This window comes from Clostridium beijerinckii HUN142 (assembly GCF_000621745.1).
Lineage (GTDB): Bacteria > Bacillota > Clostridia > Clostridiales > Clostridiaceae > Clostridium > Clostridium beijerinckii_A.
Window position 1 is genome coordinate 68,179 of sequence record NZ_JHXK01000012.1, and the last position, 13,058, is coordinate 81,236.

Here is a 13,058-nt window from a genome sequence, read left to right on the forward strand (position 1 = left end):
ATAATTCAGTAATTAATTATAGGTTTAGTTGCACATAAAAACTTATATTATTCCCTATCGATTCAGCCCATATCTTTCCGTCATGCAATTCTACTATATTTTTAGAAATAGCTAATCCAAGACCTGACCCTCCTGTATTAGTATTTCTAGATTCATCCAGTCTATAAAATCTATCAAATAGTTTTTCACTCTTTTCTTTAGAGAGATGATCTCCTTTATTTCTAAAAACTACAATAGCTTTACCATCCTTTTCATATAATCCTATTAGTATTTCTCCCGGTTTATATGAATATTTTATTGCATTTGTTATTATGTTCTCGAACACTCTAAGCATCTTTAGTGTATCTATCGAAACTGAGATTCTTTCAGTTTCAAATTTTTTATATATCGTTAATTTATTTTCATCAAGTAACGGTGTCAATTCTTCTATTAATTGTGATAAAAATTCTGCTAAATTAACTTTGGTCTTTGTTAATGTTATTCCGCTATTATTTAGCTTAGTATATTCAAATAAATCATCAATTAGTAGTTTCAATCTTTCAGCTTTATTAAATGCTATGTTTAGGTATTCTCTCATTTCCTTTTCATCTTTATACCTATTCTGAATAACAAGTCCTATATATCCCATTACAGATGTTAATGGAGTTCTTAAATCATGAGAAACATTTGTTATCAAATCCGCTTTTGTCTTTTCTGCATCTCTCTCAGCACTAATTTTCTCTCCAATTTCTTTAGCCATTTGATTTATATTGTAAGCTATATTCTTAATTTCATCTGTACCTTTCTCTTCTATCCTATAATTCAAATTACCACTTGCTATTATCTTAAGACCAACCGCAATCTCATCCAAGTATTTCATTTTATTATTAGTTATTGCAATAAAAGAGACTATAAAAACTATAACTGTAAGAATTAATGCTAAGGATGAATTTGATGTACTAATTGTATTGTATGTTATCATTGCTTCCGGAATCTTTGAATAAATCAAGTAAACTCTCTCAGTTCCCATCTTTAGAGGCATTATATAATTCTTTTCTCTTAATTCACCAATTCTTTCACTGTCTACATTTGTCATTGCACTTTTTAGTGCACTATAAATATCTATGTTTTCCTCTGCAACATTTTTAGTCTTATATAACACTTTTCCATCTAAATCTGTTATGTAACTTTTTTCTCCATCTGATACATTTTCTAAAATCCCATTAATTTTATCTTTATCGTCTAATTTCAAATTTCCTTGCGATTCTATTTGTTTAGCTAAATCACTTGCAGACCTCTCAATAGAATCATAATCATATTTTATCTGTGGCTCAGTATACTCTCTCTTGAAAAGATTATTAGAAAAACTATAAAAAATAAATGCTATTAAAAAACATATTCCTATAACCATCATAAGTTCAAATCTTATATTCTTCTCAATTTTTTTCCTTATGCTTCTTATCAACTTTTCAATATATTGTATTAACCTTGAATTTGAAATATCATTATTTAAAATTCTATGCTTTCTAAGATCCTTATTTTTCAATTTTATATCCTACCCCCCAGACAGTTTTTATAAATCGAGGATTTCTTGGATTCTCTTCTATCTTCTCTCTTATTTTTCTTATATGAACCATAACAGTATTATCAGAAGTCATAAATTCCTGATTCCAAACACTCTCATAAATATTTTCTATCGAAAACACTTTACCACGGCTTTGAGCTAGTAATGCTAATATATCAAATTCTGTTGGAGTAAGTCTTACTATATTATCACCTAGTGACACCTCATGTGTTTCTAAATTTATTATAAGATCCTCTATTTGTATTATATTTTCTTCTTCAAGTTCTAATATACTGGCTTTTTTACTAAACATATTGAATCTTCTAAGTTGTGACTTTACTCTAGCAACCAGCTCTAATGGATTGAATGGTTTTGTTAAATAATCATCTGCTCCCATATTAAGTCCTAGTATCTTATCGATATCTTCGCTTTTTGCCGATAACATTATTATCGGCATTTCTTTAATCTCTCTAATCTTTAAACAAGTCTCTATTCCATTTAAGTTAGGCATCATAACGTCCAATATTATTAAATCTATATCATTGTCTTTAACTAAATTAATAGCTTCTAAGCCATCACATGCATTTATAGTATTAAACCCATCACTCTTAAGATATATATCAACTAAATCTCTTATTTCCTTTTCATCATCCACAATTAAAACAGTTCCCTTTTCCAAACATCCCATCTCCAATCTCAAAATTTATATCTGAATTCTACTATAATCTCATTCTAACTTAAATATCTTAAAAATATCACTAATAGTTCTTAATATTTTCTAAAATATGTCCACTCATACTTTAGCATAGAAATATTAAAGTAATTAAAATATAAAATATTCTTTATATAAGTATGTACTACATAACTAATTCCGTGATAAAGGGCATGTATTGTCATAGTTGATGAAACCTAATAAACTGTAATTAAGCTTACATTTGCAACATATACAAAACATGCCCTTATTTAGAATATTAATAGCCTTTATTCCTCTTTTTACTGCTAGAATTCATTAATATACATCAGATTAAACTAACTAGAAACCTCTTCCCATTGCTCATATAATTTTTCAATAATTTCTTGAAGATTTTTAATTTCCTTATTTACTCTCTCGCTTTCGACTGGATTAGAATAAACTTCTTCTTTACAAAGTTCTTCCTGTAGCTTTTCAAGAGCTTCCTCATTTTGAGTTATATTAGTTTCTATATTCTTAATTTCATTTTGCTTAGCTTTAGCTTCTTTCTCTAAAGCTTTTTTCTTTTTCTTTTCTTCATTTAATTGTGTTTTTGTCTTTCCAGCCGCTAAACCCTCGTATGCCTCAAATCTTTGTGGATTCTTCTTCTTTTCAGTATAGTAGCTATAATTTCCGAGATATTCACTTACCCCATTTTCCTCTAATTCTAGTATTCTACTAATTACTTTATTTAAAAAATATCTATCATGAGAAATTACGATTAATGTACCATCATAGCTTAAAATTGCTTCCTCAAGAGCTTCTCTCGAAGGAATATCCAAATGATTTGTTGGTTCATCTAAGAGAAGTAAATTTGATTTAGATAGCATCAATTTCAAGAGATTTATCCTACATCTTTCTCCTCCACTCAACTTGTTTATCTCCTTAAACACATCATCGCCGCTAAAAAGAAATGATCCAAGAAAGCCTCTAAGTTCACTTGTGGTTAACTCTGGAAAGTCATCCCATACTTCATTTAATATGGTCTTATTAAGATCAAGATTAGATTGCTCTTGATCATAGTACCCTACATTAACATTCACTCCTAAAATCTTAACCCCTGAATCACTTTTAACTTTATCCATTATTATATTAAAAAGTGTGGTTTTACCTCGTCCGTTTTCTCCTATTAATGCAATCTTTTCCCCTCTTTTTAAATCAAAAGATAAATTAGCGAATAGCTTTTTATCCCCATAACTTTTAGCCAATTTCTCAACGTGAAGTACATCATACCCACTTTTAACAGAAGCCTCAAATTTAATCTTGGATGCACTTTTTTCTTTATCTGGAGCATCTACAAGTTCCATTTTATCAAGTGCCTTTTCCCTACTTTCGGCTGCCTTTATACTTTTCTCTCTATTAAATGATCTAAATTTTTCTATTATTGCTTCTTGTCTTTTTATCTCTGTCTGCTGTAAATTATAAGCCTTCAACTTAGAATCATAATCTTTCTTCATAAGTTCTAAAGATTTTGTATATGGAGCATTATAACAATTCACATGGCCATTTATAACTTGAAATGTTGCTGTTGTTACAGAGTCCAAGAAAAATCTATCATGGGAAATTACAATTACAGTTCCTTTATAAGTTTTTAAATATTCCTCAAGCCATTCAATTGCTTCCAAATCCAAGTGATTTGTAGGCTCGTCAAGCAATAGTATATCAGGATTTAAAAGTAACAGCTTACAAAGTGCAACTCTAGTTTTTTGCCCACCGCTTAAAGTTGAAATTAATTTATCAAAATCATCTTCAGTAAATCCCAATCCTTTAAGAACTCGTGATATTTCTCCTTTATATGTATATCCGCCTCTGTTTTGATAAAGATCCTGTGTCGTCCCATAATCTTTTATAATTTTCTCATGATATGAGGCATTATTTTCATTATAAGGTTCATTCATCTTAATTTCTAAATCTGTAATTTTTCGTTCCAGCCTTTGGAGGTCTTCAAAAACAAGCAACATTTCATCATAAATTGTATTGCATGAATCTAATGCCAAATGCTGTGCAAGATAACCTAAAGATTTATTTTTATCTATAAAAACTTCCCCATCATCTTGAATAAGCTCTTTTGATAATATTTTAAATAGGGTTGTTTTTCCTTCGCCATTTGATCCAATTATTCCAACCTTATCTCCTTCATTTATCGAAAATGTTACATCTTTCAAAATAGTATTTATACCATAACTTTTACATATATTCTTACAACTTAATACAATCATTTTTTATCCTCCAGTATTTCATCCGAAAATCTAGAATATATTAAACTCTAAATGCTTAATTTAATATTAAAACGTAAATCCTATCAATATAGATTAATAGTTTAACTAAATTTTCTCTACTAAATTATACTATCTTATTAGTGTTATATCAATTTAACTATATTAAGAGTTAATTGATAATTTTTTTACTCTCCCTGTGTAAGATTTGGATTATTATTTAATTTGCTTTATAATAAGTTAAATACATAATTTGGAGGCAAAATATGACTTTAAAGAATAACAATAAATCTCTTACCAAAAATAAAAAGCAATTGAAAGAGGAAGAGTTATTTTTAGCAGCATATGATTTATTTCTTAAAAATGGCATAGAAAAGACGTCAATTGATGATATAACCAAAAATGCCGGAGTAGCAAAAGGAACTTTTTATTTATACTTTAATGATAAATACGATATTTTAAATAAGCTAATTCTTCAAAAAAGTAATGAAATAATAAGAGAAGGGCTAGCTAAAACAAATGCCTTAGGAAGCAAAAACTTTAAAGAGCGCACGCTATTCTTTATTGATTATATAATAAATTATTTAAAAGATAATGTTTCTCTATTAAAGCTAATTAATAAAAATATTTCATGGGGACTTTATAGAAAGGCCATAATGAAGCCAGAAGCATATAATGATGTAAAGAAAGTCTTAGATATTTTTGTTAAAAACCTAACTAAATCTGGAATGAACGAAGAAGAAGCTGAAATGACATTATTCATGATTTTCGAATTAGTTGGCAGCATATGTTTTACTACTATAATATTAAAAGAACCAACTGATATTGAAAGTATAAAACCAATACTCTTTAAAAAAATTTTGGCTATGATAAGTGTATAACTTATATAAATATATATTACAATTAAGTTTCTATATTCTAACCTTAATTGAGTACTTTGTTTACTAGAGTTTTAAATCTAAATTCATTATCGCAATATGGCAATATGTATATTAAGATTTATTTCTAAAAGCTATGTAAAGAAATATCTTAAAGATTTTATATTTTAGTATTATTAAATCTTTAAGATATTTCTATATGTTAAACTGGTTATTAATAATTATTATTTTTATCGCAGTACGCTAATGTAAGTTTTATCAATCTCTTGATAATTACTCTAACTATCGGACGAGGAATTCTATATGAATACAGAGTAGCGAATATTCCTGGATGTCTTCGTTCAATTATAGAATAAATTTTATTCACATCATTATCAGAATTAGTTCTTTCAAGATCTTCTTCATTTAAATCTAAATCAAGACCTCTTAGAGCATCAAAAGTAGTAGGTATTTCATTGTTAGCTATGTTATTAAATTTAAACCCGCTACTAATACCTTGGTTTTGATCATCAGAATAATAACATAATTCAGGCATGCCTGTTTCAGAAGGAAATAAATCTAAATTACGATTATTATCATTAATATCAAACGAAACTTTCTCGTAGATATTTGTACTCATAAATGCTGGTGGAACAAATCTAATATCGTTATCACTCGAACTGACTTGAGACATATACTTCTTATCAGGGTTCATTTTAAATTACCTCCTATAAATAAATAATAATTGTTTCTCTTAATTAATATGCATCACAATTATATATAGTACAAAATCAAATGAAAAAGATATGAATTTTACCGCCCTCTTAAGCGAACAATAAATATATTATAGGAATAATATATATTGGAGGAGATGCATATGAAGATAGAAAATAAGAAAAACATTAAAGACTTATTTGTTGGATTAGATGAAAAAGTGTGTGATTCAGATGGACACTGTATAGATGGAATAAATTTTGATAATGCAGCTACAACTCCGCCTATTAAGTCAAGTATTGAATATATAAAACAATTAGGCAATACTTATGCTTCTATAGGACGAGGAACAGGTCAAAAAGCAGAAATAACTACTAATTTATATAAAGAGTCTAAGGATTTTTTAATGGATTTTTTTAACGTAAAAGATAGAGATAAATATGTTGTGATATACGTTAGCAATACAACTGAAGGTATAAACAAACTAGCAAAAACTCTTATCAAAAGTCCAGATGAAATAGTATTAACCTCTAGAATGGAGCACCATTCAAATGATTTACCTTGGAGAAAAAGAGGTAATGTTGATTATATCGAAGTAGATGAACAAGGTAGACTTAAACTTGAAGAATTGGAAGAGAAACTAAAGAAAAACAATGGTAAAGTAAAGTATGTATCTCTTACTGGAGCTTCTAATGTAACTGGTTATATAAATCATATTCATTTTATAGCAAAACTGGTTCATAAATATGGTGCAAAATTGATTGTAGATGGTGCACAACTTGTACCTCATACAAGAGTTAATATTAATGGAGACACAGATGACGATCAAATTGATTTCTTGGTATTTTCATCCCACAAAATTTATTCCCCCTTTGGCGTAGGAGTCATAATAGGGTTAAAAGAAGATTTCATTGATGTGGACCCAGATTATCTTGGTGGCGGAACTGTCGAATTGGTGTTGGATAAAGAAATTAAATTTCTTACCCCACCAGAGAAAAATGAAGCAGGAACACCAAATTTTTTAGGTGTAATGAGTTTGGTTAATTCATTACGAATTGTTAACACTATTGGATATGACTATATAGAAAAACATGAAAGAGTTCTTTTAGAGCATACTCTAGAAGGATTTAAAAGAATTCCTAAAGTTATAAACTATGGAGATACTGAAAATATAAGTGATCGACTTGGAATTGCAACCTTTAATGTAGAAGATATGTACCATCATGATGTAGCTGATATCTTAGCTAAAAAGAAAGGAATTTCTGTTAGGCATGGCTGGTTTTGTGCCCATCCATATTGTAGAAGACTCATGAATGTAAGTGAAGATGAGGCTAAAGAATTCCTTGATAATCCAAACAAGAAAATGCTAGGGATGATAAGAGTAAGCTTTGCATTATATAATTCAATTGATGAAGTTGATACCTTTTTAAATGTATTAGAAGATATCTGTTTAAGAAAAATAAAATAATAAGTTTTCTTAATTTAAAACTAAAAATAAATTATCTAAAAAAATTTTCCGTAATATTAAAAGTTCTATCAATTTATAGGATGTATAAATGAAGACCTTCATCTATACATCCTTCTATTAGTTAAATATTGAAACACATAAGTCACTAATTTTATACTTGTTATCTATTGATTAAACACCTTGTACTTTGGAAGATTCTTTTCAAAAGCCAATTTAGGAGTATCTTTTATTAATGGTTCAAAATATGAGCATGCTTCAGGTGTTACAAAATTACCTTCTTTATTAATCCATTCTATAGGAAAATATTTAACATTGTTTGCTACATCTTCTGCATCAACTAAAGAATAACTAACTTCATAAGGTTCATTAGACACCCTGTTAATGTTAACCATCTTTCCTGTTTCTCCTTGCGAAGCATATTTTAAAGCCATCTTTCCAGCATTATAGGCTTCTGTCAAGTCAGCATCTGAAGCACAATGCATTGCACAACGTTGAAGAACACCAAGTTGTAGTGCTTTTACTCTTGTTGTAAATCCGGCCTCAAGAATTAGCCTCCTCAAGCATTCAGATACTCCCCCTAATTGAACGTGTCCAAATTTATCTTGAGACACACAGTCAAACTCAGAAATGAACCTTCCATCTTTGTCTCTTATTCCTTCTGATACAATTATATATACTTTATTTTGCTCTTCAAATCTTTGCCTAACATCATTCAGAAACTTAATTTTATCAAAATCTACTTCAGGAAGGTATATAAAATCTGCGATCGGTTTTCCATCAAGTTTCGCAATGCATGCAGAAGCTGCAAGCCATCCTGTATCTCTTCCCATAGTTTCTAAAATAAATATACCATTATTTATGTAAACTGACGCATCTAAATATGTTTCAAGAGCTGTTGTTCCAATAAACTTTGCTGCGCTACCAAAACCCGGAGTGTGATCAGTAAATTTTAAATCATTATCAATAGTTTTAGGGATACCTATAAAACTTATTCCAATATCATTTTGTTTTGCATATCGTGAAAGTTTCGCTATGGTGTCCATAGAATCATTACCACCAACATAAAAAAATGATGTTATATCATACTCTTTAAGAATCTCTATTAAACTTTCATACTCTTCACTACAAGAATCTAAATCTTTTAATTTATACCTACAAGATCCTAGGCCTGAAGATGGAGTAAATCTAAAATTATCTATTTCATCTTCTGAAACTGATGACAAATCGATTATATTTCTATTTAATATACCCTCAATACCATTTAAACCTGCATATACCTTTTCAAAAGTCTTTAGTTCTTTATTCGTATTTAAAAGTCCAACTACACTTGAATTAATTACTGCTGTTGGCCCCCCAGATTGAGCTATTATACAATTTGACATGAAATTTCCTCCTTGTTTGCTATACTAATTTGGTTAAATGTGCTATACTATTTAACCAATAGTAATACACTATTTATTAATATACAACAAATAAAAGATTTAATAAAGACTTTTTTTAAAATTTTTGCATATATTAAAAAAACTTTAATTATTATAGAGTAAGTCTAATTTTAAAGGAGGAAGAGAAAATGAATTTGTACGACATTATAATAATAGGGATTGCACTAGCCATGGATGCTTTTGGCGTAACATTAGGAATTGGTCTAAATCCTAATGTTAGCAGAATCCATAAAATAAAGTTTTTATTATCATTTGCATTCTTTCAATTTTTATTTACATATGTAGGTGGAAGTTTAGGATATTTATTCGATACTTATATTACAAGCATACCTTGCATTGCTGGTGGAATAATTATGGCAATCGTAGGAACTCTTATTATAATAGATGGCTTTAAAGAAAAAGAAACTGAACTTTTAATAAAAAATAGTACTTGTGTAATACTTGGAATATCCGTCAGTATTGATGCGTTAGTTATTGGATTCACTGCATTTCACGAAATTTCATACAATATATTACTTTGTGTCGATTCAATTTTAATTGGATTAATCACTTTATTCATATGTACAGTAGGATTTTTTATATGCAGATATGTTAAAAAAATAAAATTTGTAACAACATATGCTAATTTTTTTGGTGGTATAGCTCTTATATTTTTTGGATTTAAGATGATATTTTTTTAAGATATTAAATATATGTGATATAATATATTTAATATTTAGCTGTTAGGGGATATGAAAATGGAACCAATAGAAATTCTTAAGAACAAAGGAATTAAAATAACTAAAGGAAGAATAGAAATCCTAAGTATATTAAAAAATTCTGAAAACAGTTTGTCAGCTGAAAAAATATATCAGATTTATAAAAGCAATAATATAAATATAAATTTAAGCACAGTTTATAGAACTTTAGAATTATTTGAAGAAAAAGAAATTATTGAGAAAATAACTCTAAATGATGGAGTTTTTTCATATAAACTAAAAGAAAAAACTCACAGGCATCATTTGGAATGTGATATATGTCATAAAGAAGTTGAAATTCCTTGTCCTATGCTTCAGATTCAGGAATTAGTTCAAAATGCGACTGGCTTCACTTTGACAGATCATGACTTGGTTATGAAAGGCGTATGTAAAGACTGCAAAAAGAAACAGTAGTTAAGTTTCCTTAATACAAGTCATATTTTATAAAAAGTTTTATATTAAAATTTGCAGATTGTTTTCTATAGAAATTATAATAAAAACTACTTGTTCAAGGTGTTCTTAAACAAGTAGTTTTTAATTGCAATTTTATAAATATTTAAAAAGTTTTTTAGCTCATATTATTATCTGCTTATTTTCAATGAATCCTGTATAATCATATCTATTAATTCTGAAAATCCTATATTTAAAGCTGCTGCACTTTTAGGAATCAGGCTATTTTTAGTCATTCCTGGAAGAGTATTTATTTCTAAAATGTATGGTACACCTTTCTCTGTAACTATCATATCAACTCTAGAATACACTTCACACTTAAGTGCCTTATAAGTTTTTAATGCCATCTTTTCTACTTCCTTGTGCAACTCTTTTTCTAGCTCAACCACAATTTCTTCTGCACCACCATCTTGATACTTAGATGTAAAGTCAAAAAATTCAGCTTTAGGCTTAATTGCAATTACTGGAAGCATTCTATCATTATATACAGGACAAGTTATCTCATCACCTTTTATAAATTTTTCTATCATAACTTCGCTATCCCATTTAAAAGCTTCTGAAACACAGTTTTCAATTTCCTTCTCTTCTTTAACTATGAATGTCGCAACACTTGATCCACCATGAGTAGGTTTTACTACTACTGGATACCCTAGCTCATTTATTTTATTGAAATCTATATTATCTCCTTTTCTTAAGTTAATCCAAGGAGCAGTTCTAATCCCATTTGCCTCTAGAACAGATTTTGATACATCTTTATCCATACACATAGCACTGCTTAAAGGTCCACACCCTGAATATGGTATTCCTAATGTTTGAAGTACTGATTGAACAGTTCCATCCTCTCCAAATTGACCATGTAAAGCTAAAAGTGCAAAATCTATCCCTTTAGATTTATTTACTATATCTTCTTTTTTATCTATTACAATTGGTAGTACTTCATACTTTTCCTTGTTTATATTTTCAATTATAGAATTTCCACTTTGCAATGATATCTCTCTTTCTGATGATATACCACCCATTATAACTCCAATTTTCATAGATTACCTCCAAAATACTTATTAATATTTCTTGTTAAGTAAGTTAATTATCTTTATTCATTCTAACTTATCTTTATTTTATTAAATTAACTACACGATTAAAAGAACCACTTGGACTGTAAATTGTCTTAATTGTGGTTCATAAAAATTTTATAACTATTCTTTTATCTGTTAGTTTTATTACCATAACTACACAAATCTTTTATTGGACATTCCGTACACTTAGGATTTCTAGCACTACAGCATCTTCTCCCATGAAATATAAGTAGATGATGCATAAGAATCCAATCTTTCTTTGGTAGTTCTTTTTGTAATTGTTTTTCAACTTCTAAAACATTTTCCGAATCTGCAAGTTTTAATCTATTTGATACCCTAAATACATGTGTATCTACAGCTATAGATGGCACATTAAAGGCATTGGATAAAACGACATTAGCTGTTTTTCTTCCAGCTCCAGCAAGCGAAGTTATTTCCTCCATTGTCTTTGGAACTTCTCCATTAAATTTTTCCTTAAGTTGATTGAACATAAGTATTAAATTTTTAGATTTATTTCTATATAAACCTATTTGTTTTATCCGTTCTTCAAGTTCCTCATTCGTTAATGTTAAAAGTGAGTCTAAATCTGGATAATCCTTAAATAAATCTTTTGTTACCTCGTTTACTTTTTTATCTGTTGTTTGAGCAGACAATATTGTAGCTATAAGCAATTGAAGTGGTGTTTCATAATTCAATTCACATTTTGCATCTGGATATGTATCTTTTAATATATCTACAATTTTTTTTGTCCTTGCTTTCATATCTTTTGTAATCTCCTTACTTATAAATTCCCCTATACTTTTCAGGTAAGAGACTTGCTATACTCCTCATTAGAATATCCATACATCTATTATCATATTCATGTTTATCTTCATCCTTTTCCTTAGGAGGAAATATAATTCTTTCGCCTATATTTAAGGTAACATCTGAATGTTGCCACTTTTCCGAACCCATATTTCCATCTTTACTTATTGGCAGCAATATATCTGTTCCTGACATACCAATTGGGATTATTTGTGCTTTTGCCATTCTAGCAAATAACAAAATACCTTTTTTCCCTTCTATAAGTCCACCAGTTCTACTTCTAGTTCCTTCTGGAAATATTAAAACATCATTACCTTCTTTCAGTGTCTTAACTACCCTGGTAATAGCTTCTTTATCTGCCGAACTAGGTTTAATTGGTATATTTTTAACTATCTTAATTCCTAATTGTGTTATTGGATCATCTGATAACTTTACTCCTGCAACGAAGTATGGATCACTTTTTTCTTTTAGTATTTTTGATAGAACTAATCCATCAGAGTTACTTAGATGATTACATACAAATATTCTTGGTCTTTTAACTCTCTCTATATTATCTATTCCACTAACTTTTATTTCCGCATACTTTTTTATATAATTATTAGCTATGTTTTTAGCTATTTTTATAACTAATCCTTCTGGCATCATTCTTATTAATTTTATTGTAACTGGTGATAACATTTTTCTCCAACCTTTCTTAATAATCACATTCCATATTATACTACTAATTACATTTTTTTACAATGTATCGTTTTTATACAAATCTCTTATGTATAATATAATATTGATTATTATTTATATACATTATATATGCTTTCATATGTCTATGCAATTCCCAAAAGTATTAAGGTAATTTATAAATTTGCATACCAATTCTCCTAATATATTCTTGTATAACTTTGATATTTATCAAAAGCAATTTAATTGTAGTAAAAATAAATTTATAAATATAACTTATTTAACTTTAATAGAATTTAAAAATAAAAAATACATTAATTAAACTTTTTTGTTTCAAAGTTTAATTAAT

General features: G+C 28.3%; 12 protein-coding genes. 4 read left to right on the forward strand and 8 right to left on the reverse strand.

The genetic code is table 11. The features are described 5' to 3' along the window. Nucleotides 1–16: 16 nt before the first annotated feature. From T483_RS0106895 to T483_RS0106905, 3 genes are all read right to left on the reverse strand, one after another. Nucleotides 17–1,525, reverse strand: coding sequence for a sensor histidine kinase (locus T483_RS0106895; protein ID WP_026886193.1), 1,509 nt, complete (start codon nt 1,523–1,525; stop codon nt 17–19). Further along, on the reverse strand, nt 1,515–2,222 hold the full coding sequence (locus T483_RS0106900; RefSeq protein WP_026886194.1) for a response regulator transcription factor: 708 nt from the start codon (nt 2,220–2,222) through the stop codon (nt 1,515–1,517). The genes T483_RS0106895 and T483_RS0106900 overlap by 11 nt, the downstream gene beginning before the upstream one ends. Before the next feature lie 350 nt (nt 2,223–2,572). After that, nucleotides 2,573–4,492 (reverse strand): ABC-F family ATP-binding cassette domain-containing protein, encoded by a 1,920-nt coding sequence (locus T483_RS0106905; protein ID WP_026886195.1) that lies wholly within the window; start codon nt 4,490–4,492, stop codon nt 2,573–2,575. A gap of 263 nt (nt 4,493–4,755) precedes the next feature. Here T483_RS0106905 and T483_RS0106910 point away from each other — a divergent pair, with 263 nt between their 5' ends. Then, nucleotides 4,756–5,370: a TetR/AcrR family transcriptional regulator gene (locus tag T483_RS0106910; RefSeq protein WP_026886196.1), complete on the forward strand. Its 615-nt coding sequence runs from the start codon at nt 4,756–4,758 to the stop codon at nt 5,368–5,370. Nucleotides 5,371–5,581: 211 nt separating this feature from the next. Here the strand turns inward: T483_RS0106910 and T483_RS0106915 are convergent, their stop codons facing one another. Then, a complete protein-coding gene (locus tag T483_RS0106915; RefSeq protein ID WP_026886197.1) occupies nt 5,582–6,061 on the reverse strand; it encodes a hypothetical protein in 480 nt (159 codons plus the stop codon). 162 nt (nt 6,062–6,223) lie between these two features. On the opposite strand from T483_RS0106915, the gene T483_RS0106920 reads away from it, so the two are divergent. Beyond that, the gene (locus T483_RS0106920; RefSeq protein WP_026886198.1) at nt 6,224–7,528 is read left to right on the forward strand and encodes an aminotransferase class V-fold PLP-dependent enzyme; all 1,305 of its coding nucleotides are present in this window, start codon (nt 6,224–6,226) and stop codon (nt 7,526–7,528) included. A gap of 164 nt (nt 7,529–7,692) precedes the next feature. Here T483_RS0106920 and T483_RS0106925 read toward each other — a convergent pair whose 3' ends face one another. Continuing rightward, nucleotides 7,693–8,910, reverse strand: coding sequence for a 6-phosphofructokinase (locus T483_RS0106925; RefSeq protein ID WP_026886199.1), 1,218 nt, complete (start codon nt 8,908–8,910; stop codon nt 7,693–7,695). 188 nt (nt 8,911–9,098) lie between these two features. On the opposite strand from T483_RS0106925, the gene T483_RS0106930 reads away from it, so the two are divergent. Together T483_RS0106930 and T483_RS0106935 are read left to right on the forward strand one after the other, a co-directional pair. Continuing rightward, the gene (locus T483_RS0106930) at nt 9,099–9,650 is read left to right on the forward strand and encodes a manganese efflux pump MntP (RefSeq protein ID WP_026886200.1); all 552 of its coding nucleotides are present in this window, start codon (nt 9,099–9,101) and stop codon (nt 9,648–9,650) included. A 57-nt stretch (nt 9,651–9,707) separates the two neighbouring features. Further along, on the forward strand, nt 9,708–10,121 hold the full coding sequence (locus tag T483_RS0106935; protein ID WP_026886201.1) for a Fur family transcriptional regulator: 414 nt from the start codon (nt 9,708–9,710) through the stop codon (nt 10,119–10,121). Nucleotides 10,122–10,288: 167 nt separating this feature from the next. On the opposite strand, the gene T483_RS0106940 is transcribed toward T483_RS0106935, so the two are convergent. The 3 genes from T483_RS0106940 to T483_RS0106950 form a co-directional block, all read right to left on the reverse strand. Continuing rightward, nucleotides 10,289–11,194 (reverse strand): D-alanine--D-alanine ligase, encoded by a 906-nt coding sequence (locus T483_RS0106940; protein WP_026886202.1) that lies wholly within the window; start codon nt 11,192–11,194, stop codon nt 10,289–10,291. Between the two features lie 164 nt (nt 11,195–11,358). Continuing rightward, nucleotides 11,359–11,991, reverse strand: a complete 633-nt coding sequence (gene nth, locus T483_RS0106945; RefSeq protein WP_026886203.1) for an endonuclease III — start codon at nt 11,989–11,991, stop codon at nt 11,359–11,361. 16 nt (nt 11,992–12,007) lie between these two features. After that, the gene (locus T483_RS0106950) at nt 12,008–12,712 is read right to left on the reverse strand and encodes a lysophospholipid acyltransferase family protein (RefSeq protein WP_026886204.1); all 705 of its coding nucleotides are present in this window, start codon (nt 12,710–12,712) and stop codon (nt 12,008–12,010) included. Nucleotides 12,713–13,058 lie beyond the last annotated feature (346 nt).